Here is an 18,154-nt window from a genome sequence, read left to right on the forward strand (position 1 = left end):
GCGCATAAAGGAGAGACGTCATGTCCCGCGATCTGAAAGAACACCGCACGCATGCAACACGTCGCATGCGGCGTTTGATCGCCTTGGCCGCCGCCACATTGTCATTGGCGCTGCTCGTTCACGGCTGCCATGGCGACGACAGTGGCGACGCGCCCACGACCGTAACGAGGACCAAACTGGACGGGAACTGCTTCGCAAAATTCGCTATCCCGATGCCGGTGTTCGGGCCGGCCAGCCCCCTGCCGCGCGTGGATGCTCGGGCGCATCCCAACCTGACGGTCACCATGGCCGAGACCGAACAGCAAGTGCTGCCGCCCGGTTCCTATGCGCGCTGCGGCTCGGGCGTGACGCTGGGTCCAACACGCGTGTGGACATACCAGATCGCCGATTCCAACACGGGCGCGCTGCTCGGTCCCGCGCACTGGCCAGCCGTCACCATCGCGGCTCAGCGCGGCGTGCCGACTCGCGTGAGTTACATCAACAAGCTGCCGAGCTTCAATCCGAACAATCCGACGGGGCCGGGAATGGTGCAAGGCGAGTTGCCAGTCGATCAGACCGTACACTGGGCCGATCCGTTGAAAAGCGGCTGCGGCATGCCGAAGCAAGGCGCGACCTTAAGTTCCGCGTGCCGATCGAACTACATTGGTCCCGTTCCGGCCGTCGCGCATTTGCACGGCGCGGAACTGCCCGCTGCCTACGACGGCGATCCGGAGTCATGGTTCACACCAAACGGTGTGAAAGGCACCGACTATCACACGACGGGAAATCCGGGGCCGGGCACGGCGATCTATGAATATCCCAATTCGCAAGAACCCGGCACGCTCTGGTTCCACGACCATGCTTTGGGAACGACGCGGCTTAACGTCTACGCTGGGCTCGCCGGATTCTATTTCCTGAAAGACGCCAATACGGAGCCAAGAGGCTATCCGGACGGCCCGCACGAGATAGAAATGGCGGTGCAGGACCACATGTTCGACACCACCGGCCAGTCCTATTTGCCCATACAGCAGCCATCCCTCAACCATCCGTTCTGGAGCCCGATCTTCGAAGGCGATGTGGCGGTCGTGAATGGCGCGGCTTTCCCCTATCTGAACGTGGAGCCGCGGCGCTATCGGCTGCACATCCTGAACGGCAGCCTGAATCGAGGCTACACGTTCGTCTTTGGCAACGCGCCCGTTTATCTTGTCGGAAGCGATGACAACTATTTCGACACACCCGTTCCGCTTCCCGTCTCTTCTGTCGGCGGGTCCGGTGGATTACCGGTTTCGCCGGGTGAACGCGCCGACATCATCGTCGACTTCTCCAAATTCGCGGGGCAGACGATTGAACTCACGAACTCGCAAGGGGGCCAGGATGTTCAGTTACCCGACATCATGGAATTCAGAGTGGCGTCATCGACCGCCACGCCCGACACAAGTTGCGATCCCGCGAGTCCGGATACATCCACTGGTGTCTGCGCCAGGCCGCATCCGATGGTTCATCTAACCGACGGTAAAGGCACCGTATTGCCCGGCGTAAAGATCGACCGGGTCAGACAGATGGTCCTCTATGATCAGGTCGACCGGTCTGGCGGCCCGGTTCCCGCCGACATCAAGGAATATGTGAACAACACCACGTGGAATGGCCTGGAATCGCCGAGCATCGCTCATGATTTTCCGATCGATGGTATCAGCGAATTGCCGCGCGTGGGATCGACCGAAATGTGGGAGATCGTCTATCTGTCAGCAATGCCTGGAGCAAGCCATCCGGTGCACATCCATCTCTCGCAATTTCAGGTGCTCAATCGTCAGGCCATCGACGTGAATCGATATCTCACAGACTGGAGCAAGGCATTCGGTGCGGCAGGCGGCAGTCCGGTGGCTCTGCCGGCGGGATGCACGGCGGGCGCGTATTGCACCGATTACGGGCCGCCGCTGGACTATGCAACGCCCAACAAGGACGGAGCGCTGGGCGGCAATCTTCCCTTTAGCGGCTATCTGCAAGGCGCTGCCATCGCGCCGGCAGCGGCAGAATCCGGCTGGAAAGACACCGCCGACGCCCACTCCGGACAGGTTCTGAGAATCCTCGTGCGATGGACGCCGTCGAGCGTTCCCGTGTTATCCGGCCAATCCTATGCGGGCGAGAACCTTTACGCGTTCGATCCGACGCAGGGCTATTACGTCTGGCACTGTCACGTCCTCACTCATGAAGACAATGAAATGATGCGGCCGTATCGCGTGACGAATTGAATCGAGACCATGCATCGGCTCATGGCGTGCGTGCTGATCGGCGTGAGTGCTTCGTTGTTCCCTGTCGCATCCACGTCTCTGACGCGATTCGAAAACGAAACGACGGTCTACATGTTGTCCTGCGATGGAGAACGGATCAACGACGTATGCAGCGGAAACGAAAGAACCGGCGTGCCTTTCACATACAAGGTGTCGGTCGATCAGAATTCCGTTCTCTACTGGACGATGAACGATCCAAACCTGGCACGCAGACTTCCGTTCTGCGCGATCCAGAACTCGCGGAGCTGGTTGTGTCAATGGACGAACGACGACATCCCCAAGACCAGATTCGGAATGGTGGGAGGACGTTACGTGGAAATCGCAGTCTGCTCGACCGGCGCGCCAGTCCCGATGTTTTATCAGGTTTATAAGTGGCGTTGGTGGCTCGTTAGATTACGTGAAGCATTCGGAAGCTCTCTTGCATCCACGCGTCACCCGCTTTCCACGATGCGGACAGCGCATTAAGTCTTAATTCAGCGGCGAGCTCTAACTTCTCCACGCGCGCAAAGCGTTTTAGGCCGAACGCTAGCCGCTGACAGGCGCAGAAACACAAATTCGTTTGACCTCTGCTGATCGCCTGCGCGCTCGCGTCTAAGACGCCGTTGCTGTACACCTGACCGAGCTCCCCGAAAGAGCGATAGCCAAGATAAGTGCAGATGCAGAGCCGACATCTGAATGTCTTATTGAAGATTCAGCCGAGCGACCGTTCATGGCCGCTTGGTGAGGTCGCCAACGTCCGCTTTATGTTTCTCCAATCCGCAAAACGCTGATTCGGCTGGTTGACCTATTTGAGGAGGGGCGTCTGACTGAAGTGGGTCGGTTTCGATCGACCGCGTCGGGCGGTGACCGGCCAATGCGCGTTGTTCGACGCTCCGCCAGTCTGGTTCCGGCCGCATCCTTTAGCGGTCACTCACAGATCGGCGTCGCTAAATCAAAGCAGATGCTCTCCGCGCTTCCGTGGGCGGTTCACCGCAAGCTGATCTGACAAATTTACTCACTCGGCACGAGGAAAACGTCGCCCACGCGACAGGCGTCGCTTACCGTTGCTATGCGTCAGAACATTCGTAGATAAGGAAGGGATTGAGTGGACGAGTGTGGCTCGGCGAGTTCGCCCCTTCCTGTCCCCGATCTATTAGGCTCTCAAGCTGCAACGCGCAACCTATTGAGTTTTCCCCTGGCGGTCTCTTTTTGCGGCGCGGCTACGAAAATGCAAGCGGCTATGCGCCCGCGTTTCTCGAGAGAAGGTCAATCGCTTTAAGAAGCAGTTCAACGCAGGCGTCCAAGTCGCGCTGCGTTTGACCGGCTCGGCCCGTCATGACCAAACAAGCGGCGTGCACGGCGTTTGAGTGCCGCGCAAGGGCGAGCAGATGCTCGCCCTTCGGCCCCCGCGTCGCGTTTAGCCAGTTTTGCACGGTCCGCTCGCTGGCTCCCGTCCAGCGCGCCGCGACTTTAACCGCGTTTGCGGAGTCTCTAAGATCTGACTTCAAAGCCATTGCGATCGCGAGGGGATATTCAGCGCCGACGGGCAGATCATCGCGCAAATTTTTGCGGTTTCTCGGCAACATGTTTCTCGCCTCCAAACGTATAGTTTCCGAACGGAAGAATCGAGGAATCGCTTGGCGCGTCGCCTGTCGGGACGCCGCCGGTCTTCGAGCGAAGGAGGCAAAGCGTGATTTGGCCCGCGCGCAATCGAAAGACAAATGACGAAGCCGCCGGGCGGGCGCGCGCGGCCGCATATGTGCGCATGTCGACAGAGCACCAGAAATACTCCACCGAGAACCAACGCGAGGTCATCGGCGCGTTCGCCGAACTGCGCAAACTCGACATCGTGCAAGTTTACGCCGACGAGGGCAAAAGCGGGCTGCGACTCGACGGCCGAGAGGGTCTGAAAGCTCTCCTGCGAGACGTGGAATCTGGCCGGGCCGACTACGATTTCGTGTTGGTCTATGACGTGAGCCGGTGGGGACGCTTCCAAGATCCGGACGAAAGCGCGAGCTACGAAATTCGATGCAAGCAAGGGGGCGTTCGCATCCTCTATTGCGCGGAGCAATTCGAAAACGACGGCTCTCCGGTGAGCAGCATCATCAAAAGCCTCAAACGCTCCATGGCTGGAGAATATAGCCGCGAGCTAAGCGTCAAGGTTCACGCGGGGCAAACGCGCCTGATCAAAATCGGCTACCGCCAAGGGGGCCCGGCGGGCTACGGGCTTCGCCGTGCCGTTGTCGACCCGGCCGGAGAGGTAACGGAACTCACCGCCGGCAAGCACAAATTCGCCCAAACTGACCGAGTCATTTTGCGGCCCGGCCCTGCACAAGAGGTGGCCACGGTACGAGAGATCTACCGCGCGTTCGTCGAGGAAGGCCGCGCCGAGAGCGAGATCGCTCATGCCCTCAACGCACCGGGGACTCGCACCGACAGAGGCGCCATGTGGACGCGCGGGACGGTGCATCAGATCCTGATAAACGAAAAATACGCAGGGCACAACGTTTGGAATCGCGTCTCCTACAAGCTCAAGCAAGAGCGGGTGAGAAACCCGCCCGCAGAATGGGTGAGAAAGGACAACGCGTTCGAGCCGATCGTCGACCAGATCATGTTCGACGCGGCCCGCCAGATGATCCTCGCGCGGTCTTATCGCCTTAGCGATGCCGACATGCTCGACGCCCTGCGGCAAGCGTTTCGGGAGCACGGTTATCTCTCTGGGATAGTCATCGACGAGACGCCGGACTGCCCGTCAAGTAGCGCGTTCCGCAGCCGGTTCGGAAGCCTCCTGCGCACGTATTCGCTTATCGGCTATCGCCCGGACCGCGACTACCGATACGTTGAACTCAACAGGCGCTTGCGGGAGCTACATCCCGAGATTGTTCGAAAGGCGAAAGAGGCGATGGTGGCTGCGGGGGCGGCCGTCGAGGGCGACGAGGAAACGGGCCTGTTGTACATCAATGCTGAGTTCAAGGCCTCTTTGGTCCTCTGCCGATGCCGCGCGACGCCTGGCGGTGGCCTGCGTTGGATTGTTCGGCTCGACAACGCCCTGCGGCCGGACTTGACTGTGGCCATCCGGATGGAGCCGGACGCTCAGGCCATCCGTGACTACTACCTCTTGCCCGCATGGGGGATGGGTGAAACGATGCTGCGCATCGGAGAGCAAAACGAACGCGGCCTGGAGGCGTTTCGCTTTGAGGACTTGGAGATGTTGGCCTTCATGGGCCGCAGAGCACCATTGCGAGGAGCGTCTTATGGATGACGAAGCCAAGGGGTCGGGAGCCACGCTGCCCCGCGAGGAGCAGATCACCTTGCTGCCGGCGGGGCGCCTTCGAGTCCTCAATCCGCGCACGCGCAATAGCCTTTTTTTCGCCCAGCTTGTGGAGAACATCGCAACGGTCGGCCTGAAGCGCCCGATCACCGTGGCTTTCGGAGGCAACGACGAGGGCGGCCCTTGGCACGAGGTGCTGTGCGGTCAAGGACGGTTTGAGGCCCTGAAATCGCTGGGCGAAACCATGATCCCGTGCTGCGTGGTCGAGGCGGATCGGGTGGAGCGCTTTCTCATCAGCTTGACGGAAAACATCGCAAGGCGGAGGCACACGACGGAGGAGCTTCTCAGCGGCTTGCAGATCCTCAAGGATCGCGGATACACGAGCGAGCAAATCGCCAAGAAGACCAACTTGGACTCGAGCTACATCAATAACATTCTGCACTTGTTAGCCAAGGGCGAGCAAAGGCTGCTTCGCGCCGTCGAAAAGAAACAAATCCCGATGTGGGTGGCGCTTGACATCTCGCGCTCTTCAAGCGACGAGATTCAAGCCGCGATGGTCGCCGCTTACGAGAGCGGAACGCTGAAGGGCGATCAACTGATCAAGGTGCGAAAGCTGATCAGCAAGCGGGAGGCGATCGGGAAGGCCTACCACTCCAAAAAGCCGATGCCCAAGGACGCGCCCACCCCTCAAAAGCTGCTTCGGACCTATCAAACCGAGGCTCGGCGGCAACGACGCATCGTCCAAAACGCTGCGTTTCAGGAGCAGCGGCTTCTTATGATCACTTCGACGTTTCGAAGGCTGCTTGCGGACGAGCATTTCCGCACATTGCTTAGAGCGGAAGGAATCAAAGACATTCCGCAAGCGCTCGCGAGCCGCATCCCCGAGGAGCTATTGCCATGAGCGGCATTAAGCACGGATTTGAGCGGCAAATCATTGAAGTTCCCATCGCCCTCATTCGCCCCAGCGCGCCGATGGCGCGGCGTGTTTTGTCCACGCCGAAGTTTCGAACCATTCTCAGCTCAGTGCGAGAGCTGGGCGTGATTGAACCGTTGGCTGTCTTTCGGTCGGCCGATACCGAAGGCGAGTATCACTTGCTCGACGGGCGCCTCCGGCTTGAGGCGCTCAAAGAACTGCAAAGGCAAACAGCGCCGTGCATGGTGTCGTCCGACGACGAGAGCTACACATTTAACCGCCACATCAATCGAAGCACCGCCGTCCACGATCATCGAATGATCCGGGCAGCGCTTGCCAAGGGGGCATCGGAGGAGCGCATCGCAGCGACCTTAGAAATGGACGTGAAACGTGTCCGAGAGAAAATTCATCTACTTGACGGCATCGCCCCGGAGGCCGTCTCTTTGCTCAAAGACCGCATGGTGATCCCGAGGGTTTTCTCGACCTTGAAAAAGATGAAACCCATGCGGCAAATCGAAGCCTGCGAAATGATGATCGCGGCAAATCGCTTCACGGCGAGCTATACGGAGATGCTTTTGGCGACCACGCGCCCTGACGCTTTGGCGGAGCCGGCGAAAGCGAAGAAGGGCGAACAGATCTCGCAAGAGGACCTCGCGCGCATGGAGAAGGAGATGGAGCGGCTAAATCTCGACAGCCAGGCGGCCGAGGAAAGCATTGGGGACACGATGCTGACGCTTGTTGTTGCCAAGGGCTTCACAACGCGGCTGCTTCGAAATGAGACGATACACGAGCATCTGCGACGCCACCACCCCGACCTCTTGGCGACATTGGTCGCGACGATGGAGGCCATTGCCGCCGACAGTCGCAGCCCAGAGCGAGAGTAGGCTCGCGGCGCAAACACACTCCGCCGCTATTTGCGTGGTGGTGCTCGCGCGAGCGACGTTCGGCGAGCTCAGCGTTGTTTCGACGAATCGCCACGGCCAGACGACGGTGCTCGTCCACCATCTGCTGTAGACGATAATCCGCGTAGCCCAAAGCCTTGCGCATGGTGGTGAAGATTAGGGCGTGCCGGGACATCAGCGCGAGCGTTTCACGATTCGGACAGATTTCGTGGATCCCGTCGTGCAGGGCCGCGTCCATTCCGATCAGACGCGCGAGCCTCCTAGTTCCGCGCCGTAACGACAGGCTTCGTAACTGTCCTCGATCGCTTCTAGCTTCGCTACCTGCCCGGGTGTCGCCGCCGCTGCGGCCAACCCAACAAGGTAGGACGTAAGCGCAATCCGAATCTCGTTGAGTTCGCGTAGGAATTGCGTGCCTGCGACTGCAGCAAGGAATCAAAGCTCAGAATGGCTGATCCTCTCCACTATGAGACGGTGACAAAGACAAGCCCCGAGTGTGCGAGTTGGGTCCGCTTGCTGCCTTTGGCAGGTGCCGCGGATGCGGGCAGCTGCAGTTGATCAGTTGGCGCTTCAGCGGATACCAATGCATCTCACATCCTCTTGACGAGGTGTTCGCTTCGCCCATCTTAAAAACCAACTCCTCGTTGGCTGTGCCGGGCCTTATGCGAGGCTGATCTGGGCGTGTGGAGGGTCCCAGTAGCCCCGGACTGGATTTCTCGCCGAAACGCCCACGCTGTTGGAGTGCCAGCCTTGAGTACCTCTCTCCTGGTTTTGCCGCAAATCCCCCAAACTCTATATATGCAGATTTTTGCCTGCAACACCTGCAAACCTGCAACTCGCGCCGCAGACCCAATACGGGCGGGGGTTTCAGTGTTGCAGGCGCTGTTGCAGGCCGCTGTTTTACCCTGCAACAGCGCCCTTTCATCTTCGATAACCTGCAACACCTGCAACTTGCCTGCAACACCAAACCTTTATAAATCAAAGCTCAGGAAAAGAATTGCAGGTTTGCAGGTGTTGCAGGCAGTGGTTCTCACACGGAAGCGTGATCGTAGACGAGCGCGACGAAGGACGAGCTTGCTTGATCACTTCTCGTCGGCAACTGGACGTCTATTCAACCGATAGACCCGCCCTAGCAACCTGCCCGCGTAGGTTGTCCAGCCGTCGTGCCCCTTCGGCTTTGTCAGCATCCCCTCTTTATGCAATGCGTGACATGCTTGCCTCTCATTAAATCCGGCGATCACCTCATTCTTGAATGCGGACGGCAAGACATCAAACGTAGGTCGCTTGCCTTCGTCATAGCGCACATATCCAAGGATCGGCCCGGTGCATGTGCTGCGACCGCCATCTTGGTAGATCTCCTGAAATCGGCTGAGCTCATTCGCGGCGAGCACGCCATCCACCTGCTCCAGCAATCGCTCTTGATCGCGGTCTTTGGTGCCGAACGCCTCCAGCCAACGCGCCCACGCACCCATGACCCACGTGCGGGCCTCATCCCGGGTCCACCCGGTCAACTCGGCTTCTGACGCCATCTCTGCGGCTGAAACCAACACAGCCCATTTGCGCGTGGCCCGCTTGACGGTCGGTGCCGCATCAGGGTATTGCGTGTCCACCGCGCCGATCATGTCATCCTGCGTAGCCTTCACCCACGATTCGACTTCGTCCCGATGCGACATCAGCCATTCCACAAACGCGCGTCCCGCCGTGCCGTAATTGGCCCGAGCCGCAGCGGTCAATTCCACTGAGAACGCGTCACCATCCTTGCGCCCGTGGATGGTGTCAAATGCACGGTATGCGCCAATATCGGCCGGCACGTCCAACAGGCGAATCTCTTGCCCTCCTCGCGGCGTCTGTCCTCCCTCCGCAAGGTATTGGGCCATGCTCACCTCGCCGGTGCTAATCAGGGTGAGCCGCCACGACCGCGAAGCAACGACTCCGCCGCTCTTCGTGCCCTGCAGACGCGAGACGCCGTTCAACATTTGGTAGATGCCGGGCCCGATCTTGCGCGCATCACCCGCACCGATTTCGTCAAGATATAGGAGGCCGTCGTTGGCATATTCCGCCGTGCGGGTAAGGGCAAAAGATGTTCCGTCCCATGTATGCATTACGCCGCGCGGGTCTCCCCATACGGACGCCCCACAATCGCCCGCTGTACTCTTGCCGCTCGAAGTCTGCGTGTAAAAGTGCAGGCCGATGCCGTCGCGCGCGCCGATGATTGAGAGCAACGGCCCGGCAAAGGCGCACGCGATGGCGGCTGCAACAAGCCGGTTTTCGCGTGCGAGCGCCCCGACCGTGTTTTTCCAATTCTCAACCGTGCCAGCAGCCAGATAGGCCGACTTCTTCGGAACGCCACCGTTGTAGACCAGCGGGCGCGAGGGCTCGCCCACGAATTCCCCAGACGGCAGCACAAAGGCACCGAACTGCCAACCGGCCATGCCGGTGATTTCGTGCCAAACGTCGCCGCCTTCTTCTTGGAGGTAATACGCGAGTCGCTCGCGCGCTGCGCGCCCCGGCGCCACGGATAGCCCAAGCGAGCGCATTGTCGCCCATCCCTCACGCTCTCCGATATCAGCATTGGGCATCGCGTGGCGGATTTCCTCAAGGTCGCCTTTTCGATGCCAGCGCAACACTCTCATCTGATGACCCGCGCTGTCGCGACCGCTACCGAGCACTTCCAACGAGCTGCATAGCCACAGCGGCGCGACGTACAAGGTTTTTCCGCTGTCGCGATCGACTTTCACGCCAACGAAGTACAGCCCATCTTGACGAAGCTCGTAATGCGCTTCGAGTTCGCCTTCCACAGCTGAAACTTCTGCGGCGCTTCGGTCCAGCTGATCGGCGTTGCCGTGCTTTCCCGCCGCTCTGATCTGCTTGGCCACTGCGGCCGATCCAAAACGTGTGTGCATGTCGTTGAAGTCTGTTTCGTCGTCACCACGCTTGTCGCCGAACGTCGGCAAGGCAACGGCGCCACCGACGGATCGCGCCGCCTCTACCGCCTTCTGCTGTCCGTTACCGAGGTCAGCCAGTACCGTGATCCCAGCATCGGGATAGACAGCGCGCATCGTCTGCGCGACCTTCGTCAGGTTGCTCGCCGAGAGCGCCGCCACTGCCGCATCACCCGTGCAAAGATGAGCGGATAAGGCCGTGGCCACGCCTTCGGCAATGAGGACGCGCTTGCATTGGTCGAGCGCGCGCGAGGCAAACCAGCAGCCTCCCGACTTCTCCCCATTCGCCAAGGCCGACTTGCGCCCCTGTTCATCGATCATTTCGATGGTGGTGACGGCGCTTCCGACCCGTACAGGCGCGATCAGAACGCGCCCCTCGAGGTGCGCGCCGCCAGACTGCGGCCGGTAGCCGATCAGCTTCTGAAGCCTCGCGGCGTCCATTTCCCGAAGACTATCAACCGCACTGACACCCTTGCGCATCAGGTACGGATGATCATCACGTGCAGGCTGAGCTCTTTCGATGACGGCGCTCGCAAGCGAAGCTGCGTGCTTACGGGCCTGCGCTCGCTTCTGCGCCTCCTGTTCCGTGCGTGCGTCGCGCTCGGCACGACGGCGTTCGACTTCCGCCGGATCGACAACTGTGCGTGCCTTCGAACGCGGGTTGTAGCCGTACTTCTTCGCGATCGCGAACAGCGTGGCGATGGTGATACCGGCGTCAGGACGGATCGAGCGCCACGTATCCCGAACGTCAGCCGCCACGTAGTTCGGGCTTCCCTGACTCCATTGATCGAACGTCTCGAAGCCAGCTTCGCCCTCGCTATGCTTGAGCGATGCAGCGACGCGAAACCATACGTCGCGCTCAACGTCCGGCGGAATGTACGAGAGTGCTTCAAGGATCCGCTGATGATCATCAAAGACGGTGCTCATTGTTCCCCTCCCGCGCTCACATTAGCCCGTGCGATCACACGAGCGAAGGCAAGGTTCTCGCCGATCGCCGCCGTCGCTTGCCCCGCGAGAACGCGCATGCGCGGCGATGGTTCACGCTTAGACATCATGGTTTCAAGCAGATCGGCACGGCGAAATCCCTTCTCGGCCGCTGCGGCGAACACCACGTCGAGCACGCGGCGCGCGAACTGGCGCACGTCGTCATCAGCCTTTTTTGCATGGAACACAAGGAAGCCGCACATCAGAACGCATTCAGTCGGGCTCGCGTATTCGCCTTCAGCGATTGGAATGCCGAGTTTGTAGTTCTCGTTCATACGACCTCCCGCGCGGCCATCGTAAGCCCGTGAATGACCTGCGGGAGCAATTCCGGACGCACCATCAGGCCCTTCTGCGTCGGCACAAAGTCGCCCACGGCATCAACCACCACCAGGCGGACATCGACGTACTGACGGCCCTTGTACCAGCGATGCGAGATACGAATGCGCTGCGTAGCGTTCTTCTGAATCTCCATCACCATCTTGTCCTGATCGCCCTCACTCATACATCCTCCTTCGAACCGCTTGCGCTCATATCGTCGCGCTCTGCATCACCCGCTTCAGCAGGATCAGACAACTTGTTTGCAACGTCTTGAGACTGATCGATCAACATTGAGACGACTCCGTTAATCGGGTGGCCATCCCTAATGAGGAGTCCATCGATGGCAACTTGCATCAACTGCAAGACATCGTGAATCTGCTGTGCCTTCGCAATTGCCTGCTGTTTAACCATGACGCTCCTCCTGTGAGGAGTACTCATCGCTGTGAATACGACAAAAGCGCTCGGCTTTGAGACGGTCAATCAACCGTTTCCGAAGTGTGCATTCGGCGTCCGACGCTGTTGCAACGATCTGTCCGATTAACTCGATTTCGTTGGCGATACGGTGAAGCAGGATTGATTGATCGGCCTCCTGAAGCGCGCCGGAGCGAGCATGCTTATGCTCGGCGCTTCGGTCGCCCGCAATCAAACAACCAACGGCGGAGGTCACCGTGCTCAACGACGACGCTGCATCGACGGCAACACATAGGCAGTCAGCGAGGAACTGCAACTCGCTGTCCGAGGCGTGCGCCATGTCGTAACGTTCTGCAAGGAACTGAAGCAAGCCCGCGGCCGACGGTGTCTGAAGAATGACGCTACGTGTGCTGTTAGTCATGGCGAACCTCCGCACGAGCAAGTTCGGCAAGGCGAAGAAGCGCATTGGCACAGCAGTCGAGCGCGTCATTTGCGCTGGAAGCGAGCGCAGCGTCGCGCAATGCGCGATTGATGATTTGGATTTGAAGCGGCGGATTGGTTTGCTCAGGACGAGCGGAGATAGCAAGTCGCATAGTGCGGCCTCCTTTTGCAGGTTCAACGAACCCAGCTCCCAACTGCAATTGGGGTGGCCAGGCACAAGGCGGGATTGCAGTACCGGCGCAAAAGGAAACCGGCGAGCGCGAGCGCTCTCCCGCCAAGGCCCGACCATTGAAGGCGAACGCAAGGCAGCGGACGAAAAAATACCGCCGGTCGGCGGTTGTCCGCCTTTTGCTGGTCGAGACTGCAATCCCGAGCGAGAGGTGTCTCCTCCCACAAATCAGAGGATAGACGACCGATTCCGATTTCGTCAAGCAAGTGATTTTCGTACCAGACTGATAGTGCCGATGGTTTCGCCTGGCTAATATTGAAGCGCAGTATCCTCCGAAGACCCTTGTTGCTGGCCTCCGGGCCAGCTTTTTTCTCAACGTCATTTATGCGGTCTCCGGCGTCAGATACTTGCGGAGTTCACCGACGTTCCAACGGGTCGACCCACCAATTTTGATGGGCTTTGGAAAATCGCCGCGCTTTGCGCGATCCCACACCGTCGATACGTTACAGCCGCACAAAGCGGCTACAACGATATCGCTGACACTTGCAGCGTTGGGAAAGCTATCGAAGTTCTGGAAGGCTTGAAGGTCTGACTTTTTCATCGCATCGACTTGGAAGCGTCCGGGATTGGACGGGTCGATACGAATTCTTTACTCGATAAGCCATCACGAATAGTCAGCGTGCACGCGGTACCCCTACCCTGCGCGCACAACCCCTAGTGAGTTTGCCGGCACCCGAGTCTGCTAGCAGACTGTCTTGACTGCTTCCACTTTTTCACGTACGAGAGACGTGTACTAAATTCTTTAGAAACGACATCCCCAAGCAGTTCCGCAGCACGGTCATTGGTTAGTTTTCTTTTTTCAAAATGCTCGTCGAGCCATTTGAACGCCTCGTCGCGAGTGGCTCGATTTCCTTCATGCGTTTTGTCAGCAGCCTTGCGCGCCCGTTCCGAGATCATCCGCTGGGCTTCGTGCTTCGCCATCTCCTTAAGCATGGCATCCCGTTTAGGATTCTCGTTTTCGCCAGCGATGAAACCGGATAGCTTCGCTACAGCGTACTGCGCTAGAAGTAGTGACTCCCAGGCATCATCTCGGTATCCGTCGTCGGCATAACGCAATGCCTCGCCAAGGTAAGCGCATGACAAACGGATCAGCATAAACCGTTGCATCCGGGCGCATTCGTCACCTGTAGTCTCGACAGAATCTGCGTACTCATTCAGAAACTGGCGCGCGGTTGGGCTTCCGTAGTCTCTTGTTGTAAAAATTAAGGCGCCCGCGAAAGCGTCAAAACTCATAATAACGCCCAAATCCGTCCAGAGTGAATGAGCAGTTTCAGAAATCGATTCGAAATACTGATAAATTCTGTCATCAGTGGTGGCACATCTGCCCGGACTGTTCATACAGCGCTCCGATCCGTTGGTTCATCGGGTTTCGTATCGCCGACAATGGCTTCTGCCCAATCAGCCATCATCCGCCGGCGCTTTCCAAGTAGGTCTCCTCGCCAGTAAGCCATTTCCGACGCACCGCCGGGTATATGCGCGAGTGCGACCTCGGCTAACTCGCGTGGATAGTTTGTGTGCTCGCTCGCCCAATCGCGAAAGGTTGAGCGAAACCCATGTGGTGTCGCCTTAAGTCCCCTCTTGCGCAGAATCGCAAGCAGCGTCATATCGCTCAACATCTTGTTCGAACGTGGCGCACGAAAGATCAAATCTGTTTTGTCGTCGCGCTCGATACTCTTCAGCAGTTCGACGGCGCGATCAGACAACGGAACACGATGCTCTTTCTGGGCCTTCATTCGTTCGCCAGGGATCGCCCATATACGACGATCAAGGTCGATCTCTGTCCACAGTGCTCCCCTTGCCTCCCCTGACCGCGCAGCGGTAAGAATCACAAATTCTAGACACCGGTAGCCGATGCCAATCGATCTACGCAGATCCGCGACGAATGCCGGCATGTTGGCCAAAGGAAGCGCCGGATGATTCCGAACGCGCCTTGTCTTCTTCGGTGCTGGTAAGAGCTTGTCGAGGTTGCCGCGCCAGGTCGCCGGATTTATGCCCTCGTCGCGATAACCCTTCACGCGAGCCCAATCAAGAATGGCCTCTATGCGTCCACGTAAGCGGGATGCGGTCTCGGTTTTCTTTGTCCAGATCGGCTCGAGCACATCAGTGACGTGCGAGCGCGTGATGTGCCGGACAAGCAGGTCTCCGATTTTTGGATAAGCGTATTCCGCAATCGTGTTGGTCCACTGGGATGCATGCTTTGCGTTTTTCCACTCAGGGGCCTTAGCTTCGATGAAGCGTGTAGCAGCCTCCTGGAATGTGACATCTAGCGCTCGACTCGCGCGCAGTCGGCTCGCTGCTTCCGCTTTGGCTACGAGAGGGTCGACCCCATTCGCAATGTCATCACGCATTGCCTGCGCTTTCGCGTGAGCATCCTTCAGCGACACCGCCGGGTATGAACCAAGGCCGATCTCGCGGCGACGTCCGGCAATCGTTGTTCGCAAGATCCACGACCGAGCACCGCTCGTCGAGATTTGGAGCATCAATCCAGCAACTCGCCCCACCGCATGCGTACCTGGCTCAGACAGGCGTGACACGGCTAGCGCACCCAGCTCTTGTGCAATTCGAGGCATAAATTCCTACCCGCCAACCTACCCGCCTAAAAATTTACGACTTATGACGAGGAAAGGCAATGGGTTCCGACTTTTGATTTCTATGAGATTTGGCTGGAAGCCTTGTCTGGCGGGGGATTTGACAACTGAATCCGATGAAATCGGATCGTCTAAGAGGGGTGTCCTGGCGGAGAGAGGGGGATTCGAACCCCCGATAGGTTTTACCCTATACACGCTTTCCAGGCGTGCGACTTAAACCACTCATCCATCTCTCCGGAAGACCGCGATTATACCAACTTCCCGCGCCTGCGCCAGCCCCTACGGATGACGAATGTAATCGACGAGCGCGCGCGTGTACGCATCCGGCTTGCGATCGAAGAGACTCACCGCGATCGCCACCGCGAAGCCGGCCGGCACGCCGAACACGCCCGAGCTGATCGGTTCGATGCCGAACCAGCGCGGCCCCGCGAAGCCCGTCAGCTGCATGAAGAACGGATACGTCGACACGATGTAGTACACGCACACGACGAGCCCCGCGATCATCCCAGCGACGACGCCGCGCTGTGTCGTCCGCTTCCAGAACACGCCGAGCACGAGCGCCGGAAACAGGCTCGACGCCGCAAGCGAGAACGCCGCGCCGACGAGAAACAGAATGTTGCCCGCATTGAGCGACGCCACGTACGACGCAAGCAAAGCCACGCCGAGCAGCAGAATCTTGGAGATGGTCACGCGCCGCTGGCTCGTCGCGCGCCGATCGACCATGCAGTAGTACACGTCGTGCGACAGCGCATTGGCGATCGTGAGCAGAAGCCCGTCGGCCGTCGACAATGCAGCGGCCAGCGCCCCGGCCGCGATCAGCCCGGAGATCACATACGGCAGTCCCGCGATCTCGGGCGCGGCGAGCACGACCATGTCCGGCTGCATCTGAATGCCGGCCCAGCGCACGATGCCGTCGCCGTTCACATCGCTGATACGGATCAGATACGGCTCCACGCGCCGCCACTGCGTCACCCACTGCGGCAGGTCGGCGAAGCGATGACCGACGAGCCCCGTCAATATCTCGTGCTTGATGAGCACGGCCAGCACCGGCACCGTCAGATAGAAGAGCGCGACAAAGAACAGCGTCCAGCCGACCGAGCGCCGCGCCGACGACACCGATGTCGTCGTGTTGTAGCGCGTGAGAATGTGCGGCAGGCTCGCCGTGCCGATCGACAGACACAGCAGCAGCGACAGAAAGTTCACCTGATGCACGCGCGGGCTCTCATCGCCGGCCGAACCGGGCGCGAACGCCTCGGTCATCGGCACGGGCGCGGCGACGCGCTCGATCATCGCATCGCGTTCGCGCGACCACTTGGCTTGTGCATCGGCGGGATCGCGTGGAAACGCCGCGAGTTCGCGCTCGCGTTCGTTGATCTCGCGCAGCGGTCCATTGTGGCGCCGCAACTCGGCGATCTCGGCGGCGAGCCGCGCATGCTCGGCGTGAAACGACTGCGGCAGCGCGTCGATGCGCTGCTGAATCTGCGCCGCCTGACGCTGATAATCGGCGCGCACGCGCGCTTCGTCGGGCGACACGGCGATCGCGCGCTCGAGCGACTCGACGCGCTCCATTACGCGCCCGTAGTTGAATTGCGGGAACCAGCCGAGTCCTTCGCGATGCGCGATCATCGACACGGGGATCAGCATCGCGCTGATGAGGATGATGTATTGCGCGACCTGCGTCCATGTCACCGCGCGCATGCCGCCGAGAAACGAGCACACGAGAATGCCCGCGAGCCCGCAGAAGATGCCGATCGAAAACTCGATGCCGATGAAGCGCGACGCGATCAGCCCGATGCCCTGAATTTGCGCGACGAGATAGACGAACGAACAGAGAATCGTCGCGATGGCCGCGAGCGCGCGCACGAGATTGCTGGAGTAGCGCGTGCCGAGAAAATCGGGAATCGTGTAGCGCGCGAGTTTGCGCACGTATGGCGCGAGCAGAAACGCGACGAGGCAGTAGCCGCCCGTCCAGCCCATCACGTAGGCGAGGCCGTCGTAGCCGCTCGCGTAGATCGAGCCGGCGAGACCGATAAACGACGCGGCCGAGAGCCAGTCGGCGGCGGTCGCCATGCCGTTGAACGCCGATGGCACGCGCCGCCCCGCCACGTAGTACTCGACGAGATCGGACGTGCGCGACAAGAGTCCAATCACCGCATACACCGCGATCGGCACGAACAGGAACACGTAGCCGATCCACGTGCCCGGCCCCGTCGTGCGCTCGATGCGCTCCATCAGAAAGATGAAGAGCAGAAAGCCGAGCGTGTACAGCGCGTAGTAGACGATGAGCCGGTTGGTGAGCTTCATGCCGCGCCGCCCTGTTCCGTTCGGGCCGCGCGCAGAAGACGCGCATCGGCGAACTGCATCAGCAGGATGTAGACGAGGATCAGCGCCACATAGACGAGAATCGCGCCCTGCGCGCCGAAGTAGAACGGTAACGGAAAGCCCGCGACGCGCACGTGCTCGAAGCGCGGCGCGAACAATGGCAAACCAAAGGAGACGACGAAGCCGATCGTCATCAGCACGGCGATCAGCACGACGTTGAAGCGCCAGTAGCGCTGATGCGCGCGCGCCATCGCCGCCGAAACGGGCGGCGGCGAGGCAGGCGTGGAACCGGAGGAATCGGCGGGAGGCGGCGTGACCATGCGGTTATTTACCAAAACCGCACGGCGTCGGCAATAAGGATCGACCGCCGCCGGTGAGCGGCCGCGGCCGAACCGCGATCAGCGCGCTTCGCCGAGCTGATCGAGAATCGCGGGATTTTCAAGTGTGGAGACGTCCTGCGTGATCTCCTCGCCCTTCGCAAGCGAACGCAACAGCCGCCGCATGATCTTGCCGGAGCGCGTCTTCGGCAGGTTCTCGCCGAAGCGGATGTCCTTCGGCTTCGCGATCGGGCCGATCTCCTTGCCGACCCA

16 protein-coding genes, 1 tRNA gene and 1 pseudogene are annotated in these 18,154 nt (G+C 59.7%); 4 read left to right on the top strand and 14 right to left on the bottom strand.

The features are described 5' to 3' along the window. The first annotated feature begins 20 nt into the window (after positions 1–20). Positions 21–2,228 (top strand): multicopper oxidase family protein, encoded by a 2,208-nt coding sequence (locus AWB80_RS16835; RefSeq protein WP_087131341.1) that lies wholly within the window; start codon positions 21–23, stop codon positions 2,226–2,228. Positions 2,229–3,484: 1,256 nt separating this feature from the next. On the opposite strand, the gene AWB80_RS16845 is transcribed toward AWB80_RS16835, so the two are convergent. After that, the gene (locus tag AWB80_RS16845) at positions 3,485–3,832 is read right to left on the bottom strand and encodes a hypothetical protein (RefSeq protein ID WP_061175794.1); all 348 of its coding nucleotides are present in this window, start codon (positions 3,830–3,832) and stop codon (positions 3,485–3,487) included. A gap of 179 nt (positions 3,833–4,011) precedes the next feature. On the opposite strand from AWB80_RS16845, the gene AWB80_RS16850 reads away from it, so the two are divergent. Genes AWB80_RS16850 through AWB80_RS16860 form a run of 3 tightly spaced genes read left to right on the top strand, consistent with a single transcriptional unit; the run spans position 4,012 to position 7,314 of the window. After that, a complete protein-coding gene (locus AWB80_RS16850; RefSeq protein WP_087131360.1) occupies positions 4,012–5,508 on the top strand; it encodes a recombinase family protein in 1,497 nt (498 codons plus the stop codon). After that, positions 5,501–6,418, top strand: a complete 918-nt coding sequence (locus tag AWB80_RS16855) for a ParB/RepB/Spo0J family partition protein (protein ID WP_061175796.1) — start codon at positions 5,501–5,503, stop codon at positions 6,416–6,418. The genes AWB80_RS16850 and AWB80_RS16855 overlap by 8 nt, the downstream gene beginning before the upstream one ends. Next, positions 6,415–7,314: a plasmid partitioning protein RepB C-terminal domain-containing protein gene (locus tag AWB80_RS16860; RefSeq protein WP_061175797.1), complete on the top strand. Its 900-nt coding sequence runs from the start codon at positions 6,415–6,417 to the stop codon at positions 7,312–7,314. The genes AWB80_RS16855 and AWB80_RS16860 overlap by 4 nt, the downstream gene beginning before the upstream one ends. A gap of 49 nt (positions 7,315–7,363) precedes the next feature. On the opposite strand, the pseudogene AWB80_RS45565 reads toward AWB80_RS16860, so the two are convergent. The 13 genes and pseudogenes from AWB80_RS45565 to AWB80_RS16930 form a co-directional block, all read right to left on the bottom strand. Continuing rightward, positions 7,364–7,768, bottom strand: a pseudogene (locus tag AWB80_RS45565) (FCD domain-containing protein); the annotation flags it as partial. 643 nt (positions 7,769–8,411) lie between these two features. Then, positions 8,412–11,198 carry a DUF927 domain-containing protein gene (locus tag AWB80_RS16870; RefSeq protein WP_061175798.1) on the bottom strand — a complete coding sequence of 929 codons (2,787 nt, stop codon included), beginning with the start codon at positions 11,196–11,198 and terminating at the stop codon, positions 8,412–8,414. After that, complete coding sequence (locus AWB80_RS16875) at positions 11,195–11,530, bottom strand: hypothetical protein (RefSeq protein ID WP_061175799.1); 336 nt, start codon at positions 11,528–11,530, stop codon at positions 11,195–11,197. The genes AWB80_RS16870 and AWB80_RS16875 overlap by 4 nt, the downstream gene beginning before the upstream one ends. After that, positions 11,527–11,757, bottom strand: coding sequence for a transcriptional coactivator p15/PC4 family protein (locus tag AWB80_RS16880; RefSeq protein ID WP_061175800.1), 231 nt, complete (start codon positions 11,755–11,757; stop codon positions 11,527–11,529). The genes AWB80_RS16875 and AWB80_RS16880 overlap by 4 nt, the downstream gene beginning before the upstream one ends. Next, on the bottom strand, positions 11,754–11,984 hold the full coding sequence (locus AWB80_RS16885) for a hypothetical protein (protein WP_061175801.1): 231 nt from the start codon (positions 11,982–11,984) through the stop codon (positions 11,754–11,756). The genes AWB80_RS16880 and AWB80_RS16885 overlap by 4 nt, the downstream gene beginning before the upstream one ends. Further along, complete coding sequence (locus AWB80_RS16890; protein ID WP_160147451.1) at positions 11,977–12,603, bottom strand: hypothetical protein; 627 nt, start codon at positions 12,601–12,603, stop codon at positions 11,977–11,979. The genes AWB80_RS16885 and AWB80_RS16890 overlap by 8 nt, the downstream gene beginning before the upstream one ends. Positions 12,604–12,976: 373 nt before the next feature. After that, positions 12,977–13,195 carry a helix-turn-helix transcriptional regulator gene (locus AWB80_RS16900; RefSeq protein WP_061175803.1) on the bottom strand — a complete coding sequence of 73 codons (219 nt, stop codon included), beginning with the start codon at positions 13,193–13,195 and terminating at the stop codon, positions 12,977–12,979. Positions 13,196–13,308: 113 nt separating this feature from the next. Beyond that, positions 13,309–13,992, bottom strand: a complete 684-nt coding sequence (locus AWB80_RS16905) for a hypothetical protein (RefSeq protein WP_143328061.1) — start codon at positions 13,990–13,992, stop codon at positions 13,309–13,311. Further along, positions 13,989–15,224: a tyrosine-type recombinase/integrase gene (locus AWB80_RS16910; protein ID WP_061175805.1), complete on the bottom strand. Its 1,236-nt coding sequence runs from the start codon at positions 15,222–15,224 to the stop codon at positions 13,989–13,991. Before AWB80_RS16910 ends, AWB80_RS16905 begins: the two co-directional genes overlap by 4 nt. Positions 15,225–15,388: 164 nt before the next feature. Then, positions 15,389–15,478 (bottom strand) — tRNA-Ser (locus AWB80_RS16915). A gap of 43 nt (positions 15,479–15,521) precedes the next feature. Then, the gene (locus AWB80_RS16920; RefSeq protein ID WP_061175806.1) at positions 15,522–17,546 is read right to left on the bottom strand and encodes a sodium:solute symporter family protein; all 2,025 of its coding nucleotides are present in this window, start codon (positions 17,544–17,546) and stop codon (positions 15,522–15,524) included. Beyond that, on the bottom strand, positions 17,543–17,884 hold the full coding sequence (locus tag AWB80_RS16925; RefSeq protein ID WP_061175807.1) for a DUF4212 domain-containing protein: 342 nt from the start codon (positions 17,882–17,884) through the stop codon (positions 17,543–17,545). Before AWB80_RS16925 ends, AWB80_RS16920 begins: the two co-directional genes overlap by 4 nt. A gap of 78 nt (positions 17,885–17,962) precedes the next feature. Further along, positions 17,963–18,154: AMP-binding enzyme (locus AWB80_RS16930; protein WP_143328062.1), on the bottom strand; the 192-nt coding region annotated here is incomplete at its 5' end.

It is taken from the genome of Caballeronia pedi (assembly GCF_001544915.2).
In the GTDB taxonomy this organism is placed as follows: Bacteria; Pseudomonadota; Gammaproteobacteria; order Burkholderiales; family Burkholderiaceae; genus Caballeronia; species Caballeronia pedi.

What these genes read in the sequence shown, in the direction of transcription:
- AWB80_RS16835 (WP_087131341.1), top strand. Translation starts at nt 21, where the DNA reads ATGTCCCGCGATCTGAAAGAACACCGCACGCATGCAACACGTCGCATG.
- AWB80_RS16845 (WP_061175794.1), bottom strand. Translation starts at nt 3,832, where the DNA reads ATGTTGCCGAGAAACCGCAAAAATTTGCGCGATGATCTGCCCGTCGGC.
- AWB80_RS16850 (WP_087131360.1), top strand. Translation starts at nt 4,012, where the DNA reads ATGTCGACAGAGCACCAGAAATACTCCACCGAGAACCAACGCGAGGTC.
- AWB80_RS16855 (WP_061175796.1), top strand. Translation starts at nt 5,501, where the DNA reads ATGGATGACGAAGCCAAGGGGTCGGGAGCCACGCTGCCCCGCGAGGAG.
- AWB80_RS16860 (WP_061175797.1), top strand. Translation starts at nt 6,415, where the DNA reads ATGAGCGGCATTAAGCACGGATTTGAGCGGCAAATCATTGAAGTTCCC.
- AWB80_RS16870 (WP_061175798.1), bottom strand. Translation starts at nt 11,198, where the DNA reads ATGAGCACCGTCTTTGATGATCATCAGCGGATCCTTGAAGCACTCTCG.
- AWB80_RS16875 (WP_061175799.1), bottom strand. Translation starts at nt 11,530, where the DNA reads ATGAACGAGAACTACAAACTCGGCATTCCAATCGCTGAAGGCGAATAC.
- AWB80_RS16880 (WP_061175800.1), bottom strand. Translation starts at nt 11,757, where the DNA reads ATGAGTGAGGGCGATCAGGACAAGATGGTGATGGAGATTCAGAAGAAC.
- AWB80_RS16885 (WP_061175801.1), bottom strand. Translation starts at nt 11,984, where the DNA reads ATGGTTAAACAGCAGGCAATTGCGAAGGCACAGCAGATTCACGATGTC.
- AWB80_RS16900 (WP_061175803.1), bottom strand. Translation starts at nt 13,195, where the DNA reads ATGAAAAAGTCAGACCTTCAAGCCTTCCAGAACTTCGATAGCTTTCCC.
- AWB80_RS16905 (WP_143328061.1), bottom strand. Translation starts at nt 13,992, where the DNA reads ATGAACAGTCCGGGCAGATGTGCCACCACTGATGACAGAATTTATCAG.
- AWB80_RS16910 (WP_061175805.1), bottom strand. Translation starts at nt 15,224, where the DNA reads ATGCCTCGAATTGCACAAGAGCTGGGTGCGCTAGCCGTGTCACGCCTG.
- AWB80_RS16920 (WP_061175806.1), bottom strand. Translation starts at nt 17,546, where the DNA reads ATGAAGCTCACCAACCGGCTCATCGTCTACTACGCGCTGTACACGCTC.
- AWB80_RS16925 (WP_061175807.1), bottom strand. Translation starts at nt 17,884, where the DNA reads ATGGTCACGCCGCCTCCCGCCGATTCCTCCGGTTCCACGCCTGCCTCG.